Annotated in this window: 17 protein-coding genes and 1 tRNA gene; 8 read left to right on the forward strand and 10 right to left on the reverse strand. The window is 46.1% G+C overall.

The window, feature by feature from the left end; genetic code table 11:
* Positions 1-5: 5 nt before the first annotated feature.
* Positions 6-2,651, reverse strand: coding sequence for a hypothetical protein (locus K2Q26_09765; GenBank protein MBY0315795.1), 2,646 nt, complete (start codon positions 2,649-2,651; stop codon positions 6-8).
* An 87-nt stretch (positions 2,652-2,738) separates the two neighbouring features.
* On the reverse strand, positions 2,739-2,936 hold the full coding sequence (locus K2Q26_09770; protein ID MBY0315796.1) for a hypothetical protein: 198 nt from the start codon (positions 2,934-2,936) through the stop codon (positions 2,739-2,741).
* Between the two features lie 329 nt (positions 2,937-3,265).
* Here K2Q26_09770 and K2Q26_09775 point away from each other — a divergent pair, with 329 nt between their 5' ends.
* Genes K2Q26_09775 through K2Q26_09785 form a run of 3 tightly spaced genes read left to right on the forward strand, consistent with a single transcriptional unit; the run spans position 3,266 to position 4,445 of the window.
* A complete protein-coding gene (locus K2Q26_09775; GenBank protein MBY0315797.1) occupies positions 3,266-3,850 on the forward strand; it encodes a TetR/AcrR family transcriptional regulator in 585 nt (194 codons plus the stop codon).
* A 17-nt stretch (positions 3,851-3,867) separates the two neighbouring features.
* Complete coding sequence (locus K2Q26_09780) at positions 3,868-4,110, forward strand: hypothetical protein (protein MBY0315798.1); 243 nt, start codon at positions 3,868-3,870, stop codon at positions 4,108-4,110.
* Positions 4,110-4,445 (forward strand): hypothetical protein, encoded by a 336-nt coding sequence (locus K2Q26_09785; protein ID MBY0315799.1) that lies wholly within the window; start codon positions 4,110-4,112, stop codon positions 4,443-4,445. The genes K2Q26_09780 and K2Q26_09785 overlap by 1 nt, the downstream gene beginning before the upstream one ends.
* A gap of 62 nt (positions 4,446-4,507) precedes the next feature.
* Here the strand turns inward: K2Q26_09785 and K2Q26_09790 are convergent, their stop codons facing one another.
* The 3 genes from K2Q26_09790 to K2Q26_09800 form a co-directional block, all read right to left on the reverse strand.
* Positions 4,508-5,206, reverse strand: coding sequence for a pirin family protein (locus tag K2Q26_09790; GenBank protein MBY0315800.1), 699 nt, complete (start codon positions 5,204-5,206; stop codon positions 4,508-4,510).
* A gap of 104 nt (positions 5,207-5,310) precedes the next feature.
* Positions 5,311-5,997: a hypothetical protein gene (locus K2Q26_09795; protein ID MBY0315801.1), complete on the reverse strand. Its 687-nt coding sequence runs from the start codon at positions 5,995-5,997 to the stop codon at positions 5,311-5,313.
* Entirely contained in the window at positions 5,994-8,756 is a 2,763-nt protein-coding gene (locus tag K2Q26_09800) for a PKD domain-containing protein (protein ID MBY0315802.1), read from the reverse strand. The genes K2Q26_09795 and K2Q26_09800 overlap by 4 nt, the downstream gene beginning before the upstream one ends.
* A gap of 333 nt (positions 8,757-9,089) precedes the next feature.
* Here K2Q26_09800 and K2Q26_09805 point away from each other — a divergent pair, with 333 nt between their 5' ends.
* Together K2Q26_09805 and K2Q26_09810 are read left to right on the forward strand one after the other, a co-directional pair.
* Positions 9,090-10,133: a hypothetical protein gene (locus tag K2Q26_09805; protein ID MBY0315803.1), complete on the forward strand. Its 1,044-nt coding sequence runs from the start codon at positions 9,090-9,092 to the stop codon at positions 10,131-10,133.
* 59 nt (positions 10,134-10,192) lie between these two features.
* On the forward strand, positions 10,193-12,436 hold the full coding sequence (locus K2Q26_09810) for a cation:proton antiporter (protein MBY0315804.1): 2,244 nt from the start codon (positions 10,193-10,195) through the stop codon (positions 12,434-12,436).
* Here K2Q26_09810 and K2Q26_09815 read toward each other — a convergent pair whose 3' ends face one another.
* The 3 genes from K2Q26_09815 to K2Q26_09825 form a co-directional block, all read right to left on the reverse strand.
* Positions 12,437-13,069: a hypothetical protein gene (locus K2Q26_09815; GenBank protein ID MBY0315805.1), complete on the reverse strand. Its 633-nt coding sequence runs from the start codon at positions 13,067-13,069 to the stop codon at positions 12,437-12,439.
* The gene (locus K2Q26_09820) at positions 13,069-13,830 is read right to left on the reverse strand and encodes a hypothetical protein (GenBank protein ID MBY0315806.1); all 762 of its coding nucleotides are present in this window, start codon (positions 13,828-13,830) and stop codon (positions 13,069-13,071) included. The genes K2Q26_09815 and K2Q26_09820 overlap by 1 nt, the downstream gene beginning before the upstream one ends.
* 151 nt (positions 13,831-13,981) lie before the next feature.
* The gene (locus K2Q26_09825; protein MBY0315807.1) at positions 13,982-14,455 is read right to left on the reverse strand and encodes an SET domain-containing protein-lysine N-methyltransferase; all 474 of its coding nucleotides are present in this window, start codon (positions 14,453-14,455) and stop codon (positions 13,982-13,984) included.
* 77 nt (positions 14,456-14,532) lie between these two features.
* Here K2Q26_09825 and K2Q26_09830 point away from each other — a divergent pair, with 77 nt between their 5' ends.
* Positions 14,533-14,919 (forward strand): YkgJ family cysteine cluster protein, encoded by a 387-nt coding sequence (locus K2Q26_09830; protein MBY0315808.1) that lies wholly within the window; start codon positions 14,533-14,535, stop codon positions 14,917-14,919.
* Between the two features lie 6 nt (positions 14,920-14,925).
* Positions 14,926-15,630: a hypothetical protein gene (locus K2Q26_09835; GenBank protein MBY0315809.1), complete on the forward strand. Its 705-nt coding sequence runs from the start codon at positions 14,926-14,928 to the stop codon at positions 15,628-15,630.
* Here the strand turns inward: K2Q26_09835 and K2Q26_09840 are convergent.
* Positions 15,627-15,770 carry a hypothetical protein gene (locus K2Q26_09840; GenBank protein ID MBY0315810.1) on the reverse strand — a complete coding sequence of 48 codons (144 nt, stop codon included), beginning with the start codon at positions 15,768-15,770 and terminating at the stop codon, positions 15,627-15,629. The two genes, K2Q26_09835 and K2Q26_09840, sit on opposite strands and share 4 nt — an antisense overlap.
* 172 nt (positions 15,771-15,942) lie before the next feature.
* Here K2Q26_09840 and K2Q26_09845 point away from each other — a divergent pair.
* Positions 15,943-16,032: transfer RNA gene (locus K2Q26_09845), tRNA-Ser, on the forward strand.
* A 63-nt stretch (positions 16,033-16,095) separates the two neighbouring features.
* On the opposite strand, the gene K2Q26_09850 is transcribed toward K2Q26_09845, so the two are convergent.
* Positions 16,096-16,695, reverse strand: a complete 600-nt coding sequence (locus K2Q26_09850) for a site-specific integrase (protein ID MBY0315811.1) — start codon at positions 16,693-16,695, stop codon at positions 16,096-16,098.
* Positions 16,696-16,807 lie beyond the last annotated feature (112 nt).

The following is a 16,807-nucleotide window of genomic DNA, read 5'->3' on the forward strand; positions in this document are numbered from 1 at the left end:
GAGGGTTACTCCCCATGGCCCTCAAAGCCGCCTTCGGTGCTGACGTTGATAAGATAAAGGATAGAATCGAGTTCTTCCTCCATAGGCGTTCCTAGGCGATCCCAGGCTTTTTCGCTATCGGCAAGGCCGCTGATACCGAAGGAGGTTTCATCCAGCCACATGGTATCGAAGTCCAGAGGTTCACCCTTAAGAATACGTGCGGGGTTGTACCAATTTTGTGGCTTAATACGGAAAATAAACATCCAACGCTTGAGACCATCCGGAGGACACTGCACGGTGATCCCGCAAGATGTAAATCCGTCGGAAGCACTCATATCGTAGCTGCTCGCAACGAAGGGAGAGTAAGCCTGATCTTTGATCGTTCCGTTTTTGTCGTTATAACCCGAAGAGTACCAATCGGTGTGACGATCGACCGCATCGCGGAGACGCTCGTAGGCCATTTGTAAATCTGCATTGGCCGTTCCCATTCCGGTGTATTCATTCATTCCAATATCAGATCGGTTCCAAGCCCCTGGAATACTTAACCACTTTTGATCAAATGCAAAGAGATCGTCGAGAGATTTATTATCAAAACTAAAGCTGAATGGTGCGAGATCTGGAGAAGTATGGGGATAAATCGCCACCATAGATCCTTGCGAAGAGAACGTATCGCGATATTGATCGTCACGGAAAAGCCATGCGGAAAGACCCGCACGAGCCGCGTTGTAACGATAATAGAAAGGTCGTTTAAAATAGTTTTCGCAGTCTTCGTTGGTGTAAGTCGTAACCCCGTTTTTTACGGTCGTCGATGTACGGCAAGCTTTACCAATGGTTGTTGCGTACCAAATCATTCCGTTGGACTCGGGGGAGTAGTGTTTAAAATTAGAGTCCCCACGGAAGTCATAATAGTCCTCGGTATCTGCCTGGGAGCATTTCGCAGAGTAAGACGCTAACCCTTTAACATACGAGTCGTAGTCGCTGAACTCTTTGTTCTTCCCGATGTATTCAGAAAATATGTATTTCGTTTCACAAACGGTAAATCCAGGGACCGGATTGTCGATTTCGTTATATTCACCAATCGTGATGTAGCGAGGTTGGGCTTCGCGTTTCGCTTCCCAAATCGCACTACTTATTCTGGTATACGGATAGTAGGCCGATGCGGGTATCTGAGACCAAACATTTTTCGTCGGATCAATTGTAAATGCTTCGGAATTGCCCTTTAAAATAAAAAGATTTTTAACCCAATTTAGTTTGGCCTCGATCATCGTCGCGCGATCTCGGAACTCTCCGCACAGTTGAGTGAGGAAAAGGTGGGCTTCTGGAACCGTACCTTTCGGAGCTTGATCTGAGACTGAGGACTTCGTGAGTTCATAAAGTCTTCGGATATCTCCGTAGAAGTAAAAATGCTCGGCATCGACTTTGTCAGGACTTTGCTTCACCATCACGTTGAGATTGGTGTAGCTATCGAGAACGCTCGCCGACGCCACGTAGTTTTCTGCTACGGCCTTAAGAGAGGCCGGTAAATTAAGCTCTTCTTGAAAGTAGTAAGAAGCACCGGTGAGACTATAGAGAAGTTCGTCGTTAATTTCTCCATCGATCTCTTGGCTTACCTTATAAGCTTCGGCCATCGTCGTGAGAATCTCCTGAGTCTGAGATTTGGTCATCTCAAGTTTGATTTCTTCGATCAGCGTTTGAGTTACGGCGTTCACTTGGGGGATGATGAACTGAAAGCTGTAGTTAAGAGAACCGGCGTAATCGATGATGTCGCTTTTGTTTTGCTGAGTGATGGCTTCAGCAATTAAATCTAAAGAGCTTTTCGTGTCTTCGTTTCTATACTTGTCGAGTTCTGCTTTTAGCACTTGCAGAAACATTTTCGCCTGGGGATCGAGTTTGGCTTCGAGGTTCGTTCCGGCGCTGACAAAGTCAGCGAGAGTGTACCGGATTTGATCGAGTTTATCGGCGTCTGAGGCACTCATGGCGACAACTTTGAGGACCTCTTTGATGCTCTCGATTAAAGTTAAGTAGCTGGAGTTGGCGGACTCGGATTTAAGAATACCTATGGCTTGTTGTAACTTGGGACTGATGACTCCATTGGTTTCTGAGACATAGATTTCAACAAAGTAAACGATGTCGGAAACTGCATTAGTGATGAGCCATTCATTTTCGGTCCCTACATTTTGATCGAAATTGGCGAGCACGCTTTGAGCCTGATTGAGAGCATCTTTAAGACTGACTTCGGTGGTGTTCGACGATTCACTGACCACGATTTCGGCTTGCAGTCTGATCAGATTATAATTTGGAGGGACGAGCAATTTAATGAGAATGGGTCCGAGTCCTTCAGCGGCGAGGCGAATTTTAGAAATCTCGGGAGCTTTGAGTTGAGCTCTTAGAAGTGGATCCAGATTTTTCAACGACTGAATGAGCTTGGGGAGATCTATACCCTTGAGGGTTTTAGGGAGTTCCGTATTAAGAACAGCGATAGATTTTATAAGATCGGCAAGAGCAACGGCTTTGATCTGTTGGGTGAGTGTGAGAGTTCCCGCGGTAAAACCTTCCGTCGTGGACTTCGTCACTTCGGCGAGGAGTTGTTTTCCGAGATTTGAGATTTGCTGGTTTTTAGACTGAGAAAGTGTGGTGGCGATTTCTTTAGATTGAAGAAGATGATCTTCCATTTGCGCAAGACCCAACTTTTTAAGAGCCAGATTTGCTTGAACTTTGGTTTCACTAATACGAGCGGCGGCGATCTTAACAAGTTCATCTTAATAGTTAGGCTGAGGCACTTCAGCGGTGTCCGGATTTCCGATGCAATAACGATTAAAAATTTCGTTATTATTTTTCGGCTTACCTCCTGCGGGCTGATAAGGCTGGGACTTCAGCGCATCAATGGTCGTTTGAAGATCAGCTTGTGCTGAGGCCATCGAAAGCAAAGTGGCGAAGAGAATGATAGACTTGATCATAAAGCTCCTTTTATTAAGATGGTTGCTTTATAAGACAAGTTCTCTCGTGATGAATGGCTTTCGAGGGTTTGTGTAAAAATGATAAAGAGTAAAACTCGCTTTCCGGAGGACGGACTGCGTCTCAATTTTCCGTCAAAAAATTTCTTCAGGGCTCTTTGATCCTGTTTGTATAAATTTTTTATGTTTAAGTGAAAACATCGTCGTGGTCGGCATCGACACCGTTAGAAAATTCATGAATATCACGAAAGTGGTTGTTGATATTTTGATTTGAATGTGTGAAAGATAAGAAACTTTACACATAGTACGTTTGTACTTATTTCGGATTAAGTATGGGTAATACCGAGTTAACAAAAGCAAGTGTCGTAACGGCCGCCTACAGATTGGCGTGTCAGGTAGGGCTACTACAGATCTCGGTGAGGACGGTCGCCTCTGAGGCAGGCTTTTCTAAAACTGGAACTATCACTCATTTTAAAAATCTTGAGACGTTAAAGTTGGCCGTTCTCGATCATGCGGCATTGATTTTCTCGCAAGAAGTGTTTACCCCCGCTTTGAGTACGACTCGAGGTCTACCGCGTTTAAGAGAAATTGTGAGACGTTGGGTCACTCATAATTCCGAAAAAGAGACCTGTCTTTTTATCAGCGCTTCATTCGAAGTCGATAGCCGACCGGGTCCCATCCGCGAACACATCGAGCGATGGATGACGGAATTGCGAAAGCAGATCTGTAAAGCCATCGAGATGGCGGTCGAAGAGGGGCACTTGTCACAAAACACTCCTCCTGACGAGCTGGCTTTTGCGATCTTCTCCTTGGCGACCGGAGCTCACCACGACGCGCACATGTTACAGAGCAAACAAAGCTCTCAATTTGCGCTCAACCTTTTTGAATCCCTAATTAAGATTTACCAAATTCAATAGCTATTCCCGAGGTGTTTATGAAGTTCATTTTCTTTACATTTATTATTTTTTCTTTCAATGCATTCTCTGCAGAGAAAACGAAAACTTCGAATTCTGCGACGAAAAGTTCAGTGACGACAACCCCTGCCTCTTCCGAAGAGATGAGCCACGCTTCCAACGCCATGTACTTACATGTGATTCCTTACCATTCGGACGTTGGATTGGGCGCTATGTTCGAGCACATGACGTCCGAGAATGTTGGGGGGTCGGTGGAGGGCTGATGTATCTTCCAAAGGAGAGATCCGAAGGTGTGCCCGGTCTCACGAGTTTTATCTTTAATGTTCGTGGACACATTACGTATCAAAGAGTCGACTTTCACATAGCACCGGGCCTGTCTGTTCAAATGCACGACGGAACTGTGGGGGCCGCTGACACTAAAACACGAACCACTCTTGGCTCCAGCGTGGCCCTCGGAGGTTCGTTTCGTCTCGATAAAAATGCAAGTTTCGGTGTCGAGCACTCATGGAACTATGCTTGGTTTGATAAAAAGGCCCAATTGAATTCTCGACTTTTTAACGGGAACAACTCTTCTCTTTTTCTTCGGCTCATGTTTTGAAACTAAGCTCGTCTTTTAAAGACGAGCTTGGGTATTAGATTATTTTGAGAGATTTACTTTTATTAAGGCAGATCAAAAAAAATAAACTCAGACTGAGCGGCCCAATTCAGCGCAAGAATGTTTTCTTTTGTAATTGCGGCTCCGTCGCCAGGACCTAATTGTTTGTCATTAATCTTCACACTCCCGTTTACAACCTGAACCCAGGCGTTCCGTCCTGATTGGAGTTCATAGGTTTTTTGACCGGCGGTCGGAGACTTCACAACATACATATCCACATCCTGGTTGAGGCTAATGGAGCCGTCCCGACCTGTGCGAGAGGCGGTGAGAACAAAATCACCGAGACTTAAACGGTCCGCAAAAGATGTTTGTCCGTACTTGGGCTTATACCCCGCACGATCTGGTAGAATCCAAATTTGCAAAAGATGTGTGGGCTTATTGGGATCTGGGTTAAACTCGGAGTGGCGAACGCCGGTCCCCGCGCTCATTTGCTGAACCTCTCCGGGCTTAATCACTTCTGTATTTCCCATACTATCGCGATGCTGAAGAGAGCCTTCAACAATATAAGTGAGGATCTCCATGTCATTGTGGCCGTGAGTTCCAAAGCCCATACCGGGCGCGATACGATCTTCATTAATAACCCTTAACACGCTAAAACCCATATGCTCGGGATCATAATAGTTGGCGAACGAAAAGGAATGGTTGGCATCGAGCCAGCCGTGATTGGCATGACCGCGTTCTTGAGATTTTCTTAGCGTTATCATAATGGACTCCTGTGGGGTTCTCCCATTTATAATGAGTCCTTGAAATCGATTGTCAATATGGCCGAGCGACGACGACGTTGCGAGGCCTTAGGTCTCTAAAGGACCTACAGCTCAAGCTCACTTTCGGAAGAATTCAGATCCTGCTGGGCTACAACATTTTGCCAAATTTTTTGACTGACAGGCCCGGGCAATAAAGATTCGATATGTGTGGATTGTTCGGGATATAAACTACTCCAAGTAAACATGGCTTCAGCTTTGAGCTCGGCTTGAAACTGGAGCTGAGGGCGTTGCCCTTCGTTGGATTCAATCCAAGGATCCGAGATCAGGCTTTCTAGGACTAATTTCGCCTCACTCTCGCCACGTTTTAAAGATTCGAGAACAAAGGCGAGCGCTTGATTTTTTTGTTTGACGTGCTCTTGAGTGGGGCTGACTAACAGGATCTGCATCTTTTTAAGAATGAACGGATTACTTAACATCGCTGCCCATTGATCTTCCTCATCGCTAGTTCGAAGAGCCTTCACTTGCAAGTGGGAAAACCGTTCGAGATGAGGCGTGATTTTAGGGAGCTCCTCGGCTAAGTGAGGACGCACGACCGAAGGCGACGGAGTCTCTACTTTTGATGAAGTTGCGACCTCGGGAGTGACTCCTGCCGATATGGCTTGCGCTCGTGGAGCTTCCACACTGGGAACTGCCACCTCTGGAGTTGATCGACTCCAGAGGTGGAATACGGCGGCAAGAGTCACGATCGTTAGGCCAGCTTTGATTTTGAACTGAAGGGATGGCTTTATCATTTATTAAAAATTCCTTTGGTCAGTTTGGATCGAAGGAGTTGCTTGTTTACGTTGTCCGCGCCTTCGTTTTGAAAGAACGCGCTTCCGTTAAGGTAACCGTTGGTCACGACAATATTTTCTTGAGGCACGGAAGATTTCACAAAGAGGTTATAGACTTTTCCGAAGTATTGAATCGGCTCTATCGAAATGATGGGGTCGAGTTCTCCACCGAGTTTGACGAGAGCATCATTCGCTTTAAAGTTCGAGGCCACATCCATAGATCCATCAGCGCGGAGTAGCGGATGGTTAGGAGTCACAGACAAGGTTTGACCGGACTTCATGGTAAAGACAAGAACAGGTTGTTCCGTATCTTCCAATTCTGTGATCCATTGTTCTACTTTGGAACTCTTCAGTTTTTTACTCTTAAGATCGCTATTGGCTGTCATCGTACCAACGCGACTGTGATTTTTATTTAACGCTTCGACGAAGGCCACGGGGGAGAGAGCTCTGGCCGCATTCTCTTGAGCTAGAATTTGCTCCTGAGGAATAGCGCACGAAGATACGCAGACGGCCGCGATGTAGACGGTCGACGGCACATCACAAGACGCGTTGGCCGTTTTTGGTGCGACCCAAAGCTTCTCGGGCTTAAAGGCGTTATTCATAAATGTCGGGTAGAGTTTTCGAGTCGAGGTGTCGATGTTATGGTTTCCTGCGGAGATATTATCAAAGTTTTCGAGGAACTCAGCGAGCATGGCATTGGTCGGCGCACATTTTTTCATCCACAAATATCGATTATGGGCCTCGGTATTATTTAATGAGTCATTAGAGCATCGATGAGCGACATAGTTGCGGCAATAGCGCTCCTCTAACCATGGCGAGTTTTCAATCTCGGTGCTTTCCAACGCTACGGCGTGATTAATACAAGCATAGGTATTTTTGGTGATAACATTCCGAGTATTAATGATTACGCCGATCTGATCTTTAGGACATTTCTTGGAGTTGTCGGTCTCCTCTTCTGTAATTACGTCTACACGGCGAACCGCTTCGGGGTTGCCATCACAGATGCGAGCTTCGATGGGCTTTTCTTGCCCGGCACAGCGATCTTCCGACACCACTTGTCCTGAGTTATTACGACATTCATAAATGCGATTCTGTTGACCGCCGCAGTCTGCGGTACATGCGGTAAACGCAGATGTCGCTACGTACGCGTAGGTCGGACATAGGCCCTTGGTGATAAGATCACCGAGGCGACGATTGCTGCTATTGACGGTGCCATTAGAGCATGAGCGATCTTCAATCTCGTTAAAGATGTCAAACACCCCTTGCTCACCAAATTTACATTGAACCGCCACGGATTGAGTTCCCACGAAAATACCAGTCTTCACCGTTCCGTTGGGACCAAAGTCTCCACAACCTGACTGACACTGGTAATTTATCGCGGTGGCTGATCCAGACAATACTCCATTGTTGCACAAGCGAACTTCTTTGTTCTGATCACATGAATTCGTCGGAGAGGACTGTGTGAAGAAGGTTAAAGAGGCGCCATCGGCTAAATAATATTGGCCATTAATAAATTGTAACCCAGACACTCCCGCTGGGGGAACTCCCGGAACGGGACACGATTGACCTGTACAAGGCCCTTCTCCTATTTGCTCTTTGACCGTGGAGGTAGTGACCCAATCCAGAATGGTGTCGACTCGTTCGCAAGATTCTTGTTTACGATCTTGGTAAGTGAGAATCTTTTTACCGTTAACACCGCAGGCTTCTTCCTCGGTGTACTGGGCGCTGACAGTTTCGCGCGTTTGTCCTTGCGTTGAGCACTTGTTATTATCTACGGGGGCTTCGTTCACCTGTATACTGCGAGAAATGGTCACTTGTTTGAGATTCACGTGATTTAATCGGAGTGTCGCTTCGACGGTGTAATCACCGGCCCGGTCATAAATCTTGTTGGTGGTTTCTCCAGTGCCATTAGTGGTGTCTCCAAACTTCCATTCAACACCGGTCATATAACTTCTTAAGCACGGAGGGATATACATTGAGAACACATTGTTCGCGCCCGTATTAGTCTGTGATGGGCCCGAAATCGTGAGTTGCACGGCACAGAAAAGTTCATCGGCTCCCGGGATAACAGCAATGTCATGGGTGATTGATGTGACGACGCCGTTGCTGTCTGTGGCCGTCACGTTCATCGTGTATTCCCCGACGGTTGGGTAAGCATAAACAATACTCGAATCCGTCGTTGTTTGCGTATTGCCGTTACCAAAGTTCCAAACCACGGAACTCAAAGTAACGCCAGCGGGCGCGGTGAGTGAAAAGGTATTTTCTCGATATTCAAAAGTCACCTGTGGACCTGAGAATTGAATTTGTTCGCCCATCACTAAGGTCTTTTGCATCATGTCTGCGGAATCGTTGGCACCACCGACAAGTTTTGCTGAGACGAAGTAGTCACCGGGTGTTTGGTATTTTGCAGCTAGCGCTCCGTTACCGGTGGCGACTTTTTCTGCTCCAGGAGTATTCCAAAGTACTTTTTGAGCTCCCGAACAAAGAGCATCGCTATTGAGTTTGTACTGGACGACCTGGCCGACGCTCGCCGATGAGTTCCCTTCAATATGCATCATTTCGGGATCTGATTTCATCTTGCTGTTTGGACAACTCAGAGCCTGTTCGAGCTCCGGTGAGGCACCGCCTCCCGATTTTTGACAAGCAGAGAGCATGATCGCTAAAGAGACGCCACCAATAGTTTTACAAAAATCGTTCAGAAACTTCGTACACAAATCCATGTGTTCTACTCCTCGTTCTTGATCAGAGAAATATATCAGCGAAATTGCCAACTCCGTGAACAAAAAACCTCAAATGTACCAGGCCAAGACGGAGAATATCTAGCCATTCTCATATGTTAGGAAAATTGTAGAAGTTGTTAACATTAAAGTTTAAAAATTTGTCGAACTCCTTTTCACGTCGATCGCGAAAGATTTCGACAATAACTCTAAAAACTTTAATCGGTGTTTTCGATTCGCTCTCAAGACTGTTTCACGTGGTTTTCATTGGCGGGATCTAATTGCAATCTACAGCTCACTTGTTAATAGACTCTTTCAAATAAACAGGGAGTAATCTTGAAGTTTGCGGTGCTGATGATTTTTTTTATTTTTAGTTTTCCTATTTCTGCTCAACAGAACTCCAACGATCCGATCGCGATCGAGATTGTGAAGTCGCCAAATTTCGCTGAAGACCATGAACATCGGATGGCCGCGGAGATGATCGAAAAAACTCATGAAATCATCGAGGGTGATGAAAGTGGATCATTTCTAAGGAATTGGCGGGAGAATTTTCGTTTTCAACAAAAAGCCATCGATGGGTATCGGTGGGTATCTATGCATCGCGGGACTCCCTACGAGACTCTCGTGACCGATGGGGTGTTTCTGTTTGGCTTAACTCATGTCACCGAAATGCTATCGGGGCCGATTGCGATGTCTGTGAGCATATCCCAAGGATGGCCAGAATGGATCACGGCGATTTTTGGTGGAGTGGGGACAATTATTTCTGTTCCCGGATTAGATCCACTCTGCATTATCACGTTTGCGATTTATTCGAAAAGTCCTCGATTTCAAAAATTTATTGGCCGGGTTCGATGGGGGATCGTGCGGGGGGTTCAGTCAACTCTTAAGTTCAGCCGCGCTGATCGTTTACTCCAACGCGTTTTTGCTCGTCACGATTTAGGATTATGGTTATCGCGAATTGAACACTTGAAAGAAATTCGAGAGGACTCTCGTGGACGCGTTGATCTCGAGTTTCACTACGAATTCCGAGATCAGCCGCTCAAGGTTCTCGTCGAATTGACCGAGAATCGTGCGTATGTAAAAGAGGTAACAATGCACGTATCCCATGCTGATCTTCTTAAAGATAAAAATTTTGAGACGTGGTTAAAACCCTTAGGTTGGAATGCCGCAAACTTTTTGCGTTCGTTTTTACAACGAGCCCAGCAACAGCCCGAGAGCTCCTGGGAAAAGGCTTATCTCGAATCTCATGAAATAGAAGGCCAAATACAACGTGTCATCATTAAAGATTCGGCGGTGAGTATCTCCGCACCGTGGAAAAGTCCGTGGACATCTCGCGAAATGGGAGGTGCGCCTCGCTGTGAATCTTTATTTGCTAGATAAGTTCGTCAGATCCTCGCAACAAATTGAACATTTTGGATGTTGGTGTTAAACAAAAATGGATGACACATCTTCCTTATCTCATTCAGGATCTGGGCTTTATTTTAATGACGGCGGCCGTGGTCACATTGCTCTGTAAGAAATTTAAGCAGCCGCTTGTTTTGGGTTATCTGATCGCGGGGATGTTGGTCAGTCCGAACTTTCCGATCCTTCCATCCATCAAAGATACTAAAAACATCTCGATCTGGGCGGAGATCGGTGTGATCTTTATGCTCTTTTCCTTGGGACTAGAGTTTAGTTTTAAGAAATTAGAGAAGGTCGGTCGGTCGGCGGTGATCACCGCCAGTTTAGAAATTCTAACCATGATGACTGCAGGCTATGCTGTCGGACGTATTCTCGGTTGGACACCCATGGATAGTTTATTTTTGGGGGGGATTCTGTCGATCTCATCAACGGCCATCATCGTTCGTGCTTTTGATGAGTTGGGGTACAAGGGCAAAAATTTTGTTTCGCTCGTCTTTGGTATTCTCATCGTTCAAGATATTTTTGCAATCGTCCTTCTTGTCATATTATCTTCGGTGGCGGTCACAAAGAGTTTGTCGGGCTACGCCCTTCTTTCCACAGTCGCTAATTTGGGATTCTTCCTCGTCATTTGGTTTTTGCTAGGCATTTACATGCTTCCCGTGCTGTTGCGTAAATTTAAAAATTATTTATCCAACGAGACCACCTTAATCGTGGCGTTGGGTTTGTGTTTGATGATGGTTATTGTTGCAAGCTCCATTGGGTTTTCTCCGGCGTTGGGAGCGTTTGTTATGGGCTCTCTCCTGGGAGAAACAAGCGAAGGGAAAAGAATTGAAACTTTACTTCGCCCCGTGAAAGACCTTTTTTCGGCGGTGTTTTTCGTTTCTGTGGGGATGTTAATTGATCCTCAGATCTTAAAAAATCATTATGGTGTGATTTTCTTATTAACCGTAGTGATTATTGTGGGACAGCTTTTAAGCACAACGATTGGTGCCCTGATCTCTGGGCGGAGTTTAAAAAATTCTGTTCAAGCCGGGATGAGCTTAGCGCAGATCGGGGAGTTTTCTTTTATTATTGCCAGTGTTGGAATGACATTAAAAGTGACCTCACACATCATTTACCCGATTGCGGTGGCCGTGTCTGTAATCACCACATTTACAACACCCTATATGGTCAAATATTCTGATAACGCGTTCAATTGGCTAGATCAGAGGTTACCTCAAGGTTTAAAGGATGTCCTTGCACGTTATCAAACGGCGATGACATCGAGTTCACAATTGGGAACGTTCTCTCTCGTTTGGCAAGAGTACGGCTTAAAACTACTTTTGAACTCGGTAGTTGTTATCGCTATTACTCTTGGAATGAGTCGTTGGGCTCTGCCTCGAATCGATGGATATTTTGGGGAATCAATTATTTCCGCTCTGGTCACATGTTGCATGACATTGATTTTTTCGGCCCCCTTCTTATGGGCCATTTTCCTGGGTGGACCCGCACACAGCGAGAGTTATAAAGTCGAGACCGCAAGCCAACTTCGCAATTTGCAAATTGGTATCGCGATCATAAAATTTTTAATTGGTTGTGCTCTGACAGGTTTCATACTGAGCAATTTTACTTCGGTACTCGCCTTCACGGGAGTGGGTTTTGTTGTAGTGATGGCGGTCTGTGCGTTTTTTCTCACCCGTTACTCCGAAGCGATTTACCGAAATATCGAGGCTCGTTTTCTATCGAATCTCACCGCCAATGAGCGGGAAGAGCTGGTGCGTAAGCGTAAAGCCCCAGATTTGGCTCCCTGGAACGGCACCCTTGCCGAGTTTGTTCTTTCTCCTCAGTCAAAGTTCGTGGCTCAAACTCTTCAGGCTGCAAAGATGAAGGAAGATTTTGGCGTCACTGTCGCTATGATCGAGCGGGGGGAAAAGCGAATTTTGGCGCCACGTCGAGACGAAATGGTTTTGCCTTATGACAAAATCTTTCTCATTGGTACAGATGAACAGCTTGTAAACGTAAAGAAACTGATTGAAGTTCCTATCAGTTTTGAACCCAATCCCATTGCAGAAAGCTTTGGCCTGACTTCAATGATTTTATTAAATCAAAATCCATTCTTAAATAAGTCGATTCGTGATTGTGGTCTCCGCGAAGCGGTCGACGGTCTCATCGTAGGGATCGAACGCAACGGAGAACGTATGCTTAGCCCCGACTCTACGATCGTGTTGCAAGAAGGGGATTTAATTTGGTTGGTGGGCGATATCGAAAAGATTCAATCACTGGACCTCTCTCCTGAGGCCTAATTAACAACCTAACCATTTAAAAAAAGCATCATGCCGCCGAATGACGTCTTGTGGAAAGTTTCCTACTTTTTTTTCTAGGCAAAAGTACTCTTTCACTTTGAGGTCTCTTTCCGCCGAAGGCTCTGCAAAAAGAGAATCGAGGGGATTGGATTGAAGGGTGACGATCTCGTTCTGACGTAACGGCCTCACGCCAACAGTATCTACGATTTGGATCTGATCGGTAAGAAGTTCGAATTTGAGCTCCGGCTTGGATTCCGCTTTGGGAATCTTGACATGAATCTTGCCCCAAGCGGGACCAACCCGCTCTCCGTCAACGAGTTGTGAGGTCCGTCCGCGGGCGCTCACGTAAAAAATAAGATCTTTATTGATCTGTGGCCATTGTGCAGGAACCGGGGGAACTAGCCGACTCTCCCAAGAGATGTAGAGAGCATCACTGGGCTGGGCATAAGGTAGCCGAGGTTCGATATGACTCTTCCATTTTTCTTCGGATATGGTTTCGGCTTGCTTCTTAAGCTCGACAAATTGGGAAGTTCGGTTCACGTTACGGCTCTCTTTGCCAAATAAAACTGGGCTTAAAAATAAACCCATCGAAGTTATGCCCAAAATTAAAATTCGATGGGTTATTGTTTGCATTACTTTTTATTTTGTTGAGCGGTGAACTCAATCATCATTTGTTCGATCTCGCCGATGTCTTTGTCTGAGATTTCCCAAACTTGCTTTTGGCCGACGCGCTCGTAAATTTTGTTAAAAAGGGCTTCTGGTAGAAAAGGTCTGACATTTCCAGATTGATATTCTCTTTCTTTTTCTCCGTAAAGACCCATAAAAGTTTCGTCACGGAACCACGTTTGCTTGTTGGCTTTTTGGATCTCTGCAACCGCGTCATCGCTGGGATCTCTCTGAAGGAACTCGAAAAAGACCGCGGAGGCCTTGCTCCCCGGGAAGTACCATTCGCCGGAAAATACTTGAATCAGGTTTTCGTGCTCATCTTTAAGAATCGGTGTGACGAATTGGACACCGCGCTCTAGAGCGTGCTTGTGGAAAGCGATGAGATCAGGGGTGCGAAGTGCGATGTGCTGCCAATGGGCCACTTGTTGGTGCCCATCCAGCATCGTGCGAACGTGTGAAGATTCGTTGGCGGGTTCCGAAGGTTGAACCACAGCGATGATAGTGCTGAGGGCATCTTTATCTTTGGACTGCCATTCGCCGATTCTGTTTGCAAAGGTCATCGAAACTTCTTTGCCGCCCGAAGGTCGGCGCTTTTCATAGAGAAGATCGTCAGGGGTAGTGCCAAAAATAATTCGAAAAATACAGTAAGCCACATTGTACAATTTGGGATGCAAAAGAAGCGTCATATGGTCTACGGCAAAGTTCATAAAATCTGGTTTTTTACTCATAAGTCCTCGCATAAAATGGCCAGTTGATGGTTGAAAATATAGGCGAAAACTCGATGGGGAGCAAACCTAGATTCAAAAAAATAAGTCTCAGTGAGAGGCCTAAAGCTGATTAAATTGATCTAGAACTTTTGTGAGGCGCACAATAAGCGGTTTATCGGGAGCCTTTAGGCTTTGGGGCGAGCCATTCGGAGATATAGCCCGCATATCTCTTACGGGTGGCCCGCGGCATATTGCTGTAGTTACCGATCACTTTTCGGCAGAGAGGAGAGCCGCAACGACACTTCATTTTCCACCAGGAGTTTTTCTCCGTCATCTCGTAATCCCAAGTGATCTCTTCGCCCTTTTTTATATTTCTCATGGCGACGATTTTAAAGAGACCTTTAATCCCGCAGTTGGGATCGCACGAATGATTCACAAGCCGGGCGATTCCTTTGGAGTCTCGCCACTTGTTTTTTTCAAATTGGATGGAGTGGTTGAGCATGTCTTCGGTCCACGGTTCGTAGTTATCATCGTAAATGGGGCCATCGAATGAGGCGATGATACTACCTTTCCGGATATCTTCCTTAGCAAAAACCGCGCGCCCATATTTTTTTGTGTTCTTAACGATAACTTTGCGACTGTCCATTCTTACTAGTGTAAAAGTCTTCTCGACTTAAGTCCATCCCCCCTGGCGCTCATTGGAGACTGTGCGACAATTAGGGGGTGGATTCACATTTAGAGCCGAGCGTTTCGTTTGTTCACCCCTGCCTGACCTGCGGCGCTTGCTGTGCTTCTTTTCGTGTTGCATTTTATTGGCGCGAAGCCGAGGCTACGGATCACATTCCTACGGTTCCGCAGGGGCAATGGGAAGAGCTGACCGAGACACAAAGATGCATGAAGGGGACGTCCTCAAAGCATAATCCTAAGTGCACGGCGCTACAGGGGCGAATAGGAACTCACGTGAGTTGTTCCATTTACGAAAATCGACCTACACCTTGTCGAAAATTTATGGCGTCCTTTGAGGATGGTACTAGAAATGAGCGTTGCGATCAGGCCCGAGAAAAACATGGTTTGCCGCCTCTCAATAAACGTCACTGGCGTGGGCGGTGAATCACCATGTTTCAAAGAGGTAACAGTCAGCCCAACGGGATAAGAATCACTCCGGGAGCCCTCCTAGTTTTCGTAGGTATTGGCATTGCGTTTTATTTCTATTACAAAAATTATGACTACTCCAAGTTGTCCTCTCGCGAGGTCAAAGGGGTATCGATGGCATCGAAAATCTGGCCGCAACCCCACGATAATGCGACGGAGGGACGACATCGAAAAGTTCCCGAACATCCTTTACCTCCTGAAAAGTTTAATCTCGAAAGCGCAAAACAATCCGTGCAGTCCCAACATTACTTTAATCGTATGCAAGAGCTTTCTCGAACGATTGTTTTTCCAGCTCAAGGCGAAGTGACTGAGTTTGAGGATTTCGAGGAGGGAAAATACAAAGAAGTGATTGAACCTTCCGACAAAGAATCCATCACTCGTTTTTACGTCGACGATAAAATTCTTTTAGAAGAATGGGAAACTCCGGAAGTTCGATACTCTCGAATGTTTAATACGAACGGGGAGGTCGAAATGTTCGAAATGGCCGAAAGGAAAGTCGTCTCTCATGGTGAAACCTATGAGGCGCATCGATTTCAGTATCTTCAGGGAGGACGAGAGCTCAAGCTCATCGACCAATTCGGCCCGCAAACCTTTGTGCAAACTTTCTTCGATGGTCAACGGGTCGACAGCGCCTACTCTCCCGACGGAAAGCAGATCCAAGCCTTTTAAGGAGCTTGCTCTTCTCCGGGCTCAGGGGCTTCTTTTTCCACGGTCGGTGGTTCTTGAGAATAATCTTTCTCTTTTGTGGGTTTTCTCAGCGTCGCATCGTCTTTGGTCACCGGTGGGGTGGTGGGGCGTATTTTTTCCATAGAATCCTCCTAGGGTTATCTATGCTTCCATGGTGCAAGACAGGAGCCGCCCTCAATGAGCCCTATTTTCGATCCGATTGTAAAAATATAGCATTTTGCCCCACGATTGGCCTTGTGCGCAGTAGACAAAAAAACAAGCCCAATGCTATTAAATCGTATCTACTCAAACCGCGGAGAGGTGGGAGAGTGGTTTAATCCAATAGCCTGGAAAGCTGTCACACTCGCAAGGGTGTCGCGAGTTCGAATCTCGCTCTCTCCGCCAAACCGCGAACAAAAAAAATCTAAATATCTAAAAACAAAACACTTTTACTGAACTCATTAGAGATCAATCGCCGTCGCACCTAGCTTTACCTAGCTCGATGGCCAATTCTTTCTCGTAACACGCCATTCCTCGTTTCAACGCGACATTTGTCATCTTTGCATAATGGGCTGTCTGCGCTTGGGTCTTGTGCCCGAGCATTCCTTGTACAGTGCCGAAGTCCATTGTCTTCGCGAGAGCATCCGTAGCAAACGAGTGACGAAGAATGTGGGTTGCGCGGAAGTCTGATCCTATAGCTTTGAGTACCACGTCGTATCGATACTGAACACTGCGATAACTAATGGGGCCTCCGTCAGGCAAACAGAAAATGAGACCTTTATTTTTCCCACTAATCATTTTCCATTTGCGAAGTTCACCAAGAAGCTCGGCAACCAGCACAACCTCCCTTGCCGTGTTAGTTTTGGTGAGAGGTGAAATCGAAGTGACACGCTCTTTGCGACGACTCCATAGTACAGATCTGTGTATCTGAGCCGTTCCAAGTTCCCAGTTGATGTCCTCCCAATGAAGAGCGCAAACTTCACCTATGCGCGCTCCAGTTCGTAGCTGGAAAAAGGAAATAAGGTAAAAAGGCTTAAGCCTTGAATTCTTCTCAGCTGAATCACGCATCAAGTTTAGAAAACGCCCAATCGCGTCGGCGCTTAGATACCCGGATCTGTGGATAAGCTGCAGCAATTCATGTTTTTTCGAGTTTAAAATATAAAAAATTAAAATTTAAAGT

It is taken from the genome of Bdellovibrionales bacterium (genome assembly GCA_019750295.1).
GTDB lineage: Bacteria > Bdellovibrionota > Bdellovibrionia > Bdellovibrionales > JAGQZY01 > JAIEOS01.

Excerpts from the sequence above, each read along its gene's own strand:
- K2Q26_09765 (MBY0315795.1), bottom strand. The coding sequence starts at position 2,651 with ATGGAAGATCATCTTCTTCAATCTAAAGAAATCGCCACCACACTTTCT.
- K2Q26_09770 (MBY0315796.1), bottom strand. The coding sequence starts at position 2,936 with ATGATCAAGTCTATCATTCTCTTCGCCACTTTGCTTTCGATGGCCTCA.
- K2Q26_09775 (MBY0315797.1), top strand. The coding sequence starts at position 3,266 with ATGGGTAATACCGAGTTAACAAAAGCAAGTGTCGTAACGGCCGCCTAC.
- K2Q26_09780 (MBY0315798.1), top strand. The coding sequence starts at position 3,868 with ATGAAGTTCATTTTCTTTACATTTATTATTTTTTCTTTCAATGCATTC.
- K2Q26_09785 (MBY0315799.1), top strand. The coding sequence starts at position 4,110 with ATGTATCTTCCAAAGGAGAGATCCGAAGGTGTGCCCGGTCTCACGAGT.
- K2Q26_09790 (MBY0315800.1), bottom strand. The coding sequence starts at position 5,206 with ATGATAACGCTAAGAAAATCTCAAGAACGCGGTCATGCCAATCACGGC.
- K2Q26_09795 (MBY0315801.1), bottom strand. The coding sequence starts at position 5,997 with ATGATAAAGCCATCCCTTCAGTTCAAAATCAAAGCTGGCCTAACGATC.
- K2Q26_09800 (MBY0315802.1), bottom strand. The coding sequence starts at position 8,756 with ATGGATTTGTGTACGAAGTTTCTGAACGATTTTTGTAAAACTATTGGT.
- K2Q26_09810 (MBY0315804.1), top strand. The coding sequence starts at position 10,193 with ATGACACATCTTCCTTATCTCATTCAGGATCTGGGCTTTATTTTAATG.
- K2Q26_09815 (MBY0315805.1), bottom strand. The coding sequence starts at position 13,069 with ATGCAAACAATAACCCATCGAATTTTAATTTTGGGCATAACTTCGATG.
- K2Q26_09820 (MBY0315806.1), bottom strand. The coding sequence starts at position 13,830 with ATGAGTAAAAAACCAGATTTTATGAACTTTGCCGTAGACCATATGACG.
- K2Q26_09825 (MBY0315807.1), bottom strand. The coding sequence starts at position 14,455 with ATGGACAGTCGCAAAGTTATCGTTAAGAACACAAAAAAATATGGGCGC.
- K2Q26_09835 (MBY0315809.1), top strand. The coding sequence starts at position 14,926 with ATGTTTCAAAGAGGTAACAGTCAGCCCAACGGGATAAGAATCACTCCG.
- K2Q26_09840 (MBY0315810.1), bottom strand. The coding sequence starts at position 15,770 with ATGGAAAAAATACGCCCCACCACCCCACCGGTGACCAAAGACGATGCG.
- K2Q26_09850 (MBY0315811.1), bottom strand. The coding sequence starts at position 16,695 with ATGCGTGATTCAGCTGAGAAGAATTCAAGGCTTAAGCCTTTTTACCTT.